Here is a 2,248-nt window from a genome sequence, read left to right as displayed (position 1 = left end):
GGGGGCCCCCGCCGGCACATCCCCCGAGCCGGCGGGCGCCGGCGGGGTCCGGCCCCCGGTAAATCATCCAAGGAATCCCCGGCGAAATCCCCCACGTGAAACCCCCGGGAATTCCTCCTTCACGAAAGGCGCCGGCGGTCGGCCGCGCCCGAAGGCACGAGAAACACCTCGACCTCAAGGCTTGACGGCTCGAAGAGAGGGCCCACCATGTCCGTGGAGCATCGGCAGCAGTTATCCGGTGGAATTCCCGAGGGAATCCTCACCGAGGTCGTCCCCGGGGCGCTCGCATCGATTCCGCGCAGTGACCAGCGACGCCGGGGAGAACTCTACGTACGGGGTCTGCTCACGGTCGCGGGAAAGAAGACGATGCGCGCCCTGGCCGACGGCGCCGGGAACAGCGTGGAGCAGAGCCTCTACCAGTTCATCACCAAGTCCACCTGGCGCAACGGCCCGGTGCGCCGGGCGATGGCCCGGCTGGTGGCACAGCGGCTCGACCCCCGTGCCTGGGTGGTGCATCCGCTGGTCATCACCAAGGTCGGCCGGCACTCCGTGGGAGTGGAACGGCAGTGGGTCGCGGACCTGGGCCGGGTCGTCAACTGCCAGCAGGCCATGGGCGTGTGGCTCGTCTCCGAGCAGGGGAGCTGTCCGGTGGACTGGCGGCTCGCGCTGCCCGAGTGCTGGACGGACCACCCCGAGCGGCGCGACCGCGCCTCGATCCCGGAGCACGTCGCCTCCTGTCCGCCCGAGCAGTGCGCGGTCGGCTCGGTCGCGCGCATGTCGTCGGGCTGGGGCCTGCCGGACCGGCCCGTGGTGATGGACCTGCGGGACGGTGACCCCTACGCCGTCAGCGCCGAACTCGGCGCCCGGCAGGTCCCGTTCGTCCTGCGCATCGACCCCGCCACCCGGTTCGCGCTGCCCGACCCGGTGCGGCCGCCGGCCGGGGACCACGCGGGCCCGGCCGACGCGCTGACCGCGGCGCTCAGCCGGAACTGCCTGCCCGTGGAGTGGTACGACCACACCACGGACACCGTGCGGGCCACCTCCGTGGGCGCCACCCGCGTACGGCTGCGGCGGCGTTCGGGGCCCGCGCCGGCCGGCGAGCGCCGGGAGCTGGTGCTGCTCGGCGCGTGGACCGACCGCAACCGGCGGGCCCCCGGCGAGTACTGGCTGTCCAACCTCTCCGGGGCCCAGCTCGGGACGGTGTACCGCACCGCGATGCTCATCCGGCGGGTGACGCGCGACCAGGCCGAGGTCACCGACGGTCTGGGCGCCCGGGACTTCGAGGGACGGTCGTTCCGCGGCTGGCACCACCACATGACGATGGTGACCGTGGCCCACGCGGCACACGCGCTGGCCCGGTCCGAGGAGGCCGCCGGGGCGCGTACGTCCGTACGGGAACGGCGTCCGATGGTGCCGGTCGCATGAGCGCGCCCACCCGTACCGTCGACCTGACGCGCGTCGTCGCGGAGCTGCGGCGCTCCCTGCCGGGCTGGCTGGCCGGGCGCCGCTGGTACGCGGACAAGCAGGGCGGGGGACAGCACCCGCCGCTCGCCGAACCGGTCCTCACCGATCTGCTGCACCCGGGCGATCCCGCGCTGGTGCAGCTGGTGGTGCGGGCCGGGCGGCGCGGGCACGAGGAGTGGTACCAGCTCCTCGTCGGAGTCGGCCGGGAGGCGGCCGGGGCGCCGGCCGGTGACGCCCTCATCGGCCGGGTGCCGGGACCCGACGGGCCGGACCTGCTGCTGTACGAGGCCACCGCCGACCCGTGGCTGATGTCCCGGCTGCTGGCGCGGCTGGCCGCCGGGGACACCGACGGCCGGGTGGAGTGCCACCGGCCGGCCGGCGTGGAGGTGCCGCTCGGGCTGCCGGCCCGGACGATCACCGCCGAGCAGTCCAACACCTCGGTGGCGTTCGGCGACCGGCTGATGCTCAAGGTGCTGCGCCGCCTGGTCCCGGGCCCGCATCCGGAGCTGGAGCTGCTCACCGCCCTGGAGCGGGACGGTGAGGTGCCCAGCGCCCGGCCGCTGGCGTGGATGCGGACCACCGACGCGTTCCCGGCCGGCCCCACCACGCTCGCCGTCCTCCAGGAGTTCGTGCCGTCGCGGGGCGACGGCTGGTCCCTGGCCACCGCGCAGGCCGCGGAGTGCGTCGGCGGCGACTGCGCCTCGGTGGCCCCGCTGGGCGGCTTCGCCGAGGAGTCCCGTGCGCTGGGCCGGGCCACCGCACGGGTGCACACGGCGCTGGCGCG

The 2,248-nt window shown here is 75.0% G+C and carries 1 protein-coding gene and 1 pseudogene; both read left to right on the top strand.

The window, feature by feature from the left end; all coding sequences use genetic code 11:
- Nucleotides 1-207 precede the first annotated feature (207 nt).
- Entirely contained in the window at nucleotides 208-1,425 is a 1,218-nt protein-coding gene (locus tag B7767_RS30870; RefSeq protein ID WP_085575019.1) for a transposase, read from the top strand.
- Nucleotides 1,422-2,248 (top strand): annotated as a pseudogene (locus B7767_RS30865) (hypothetical protein); the annotation flags it as partial. The gene B7767_RS30870 and the pseudogene B7767_RS30865, both read left to right, overlap by 4 nt.

It is taken from the genome of Streptomyces sp. 13-12-16 (genome assembly GCF_002114215.1).
Lineage (GTDB): Bacteria > Actinomycetota > Actinomycetes > Streptomycetales > Streptomycetaceae > Streptomyces.
Note: the sequence above shows the minus strand (reverse complement) of the source record. Positions and strands in the feature narration are given on the sequence as shown.

Coding starts and splice junctions, on each gene's coding strand:
- B7767_RS30870 (WP_085575019.1), top strand. CDS start 208: ATGTCCGTGGAGCATCGGCAGCAGTTATCCGGTGGAATTCCCGAGGGA.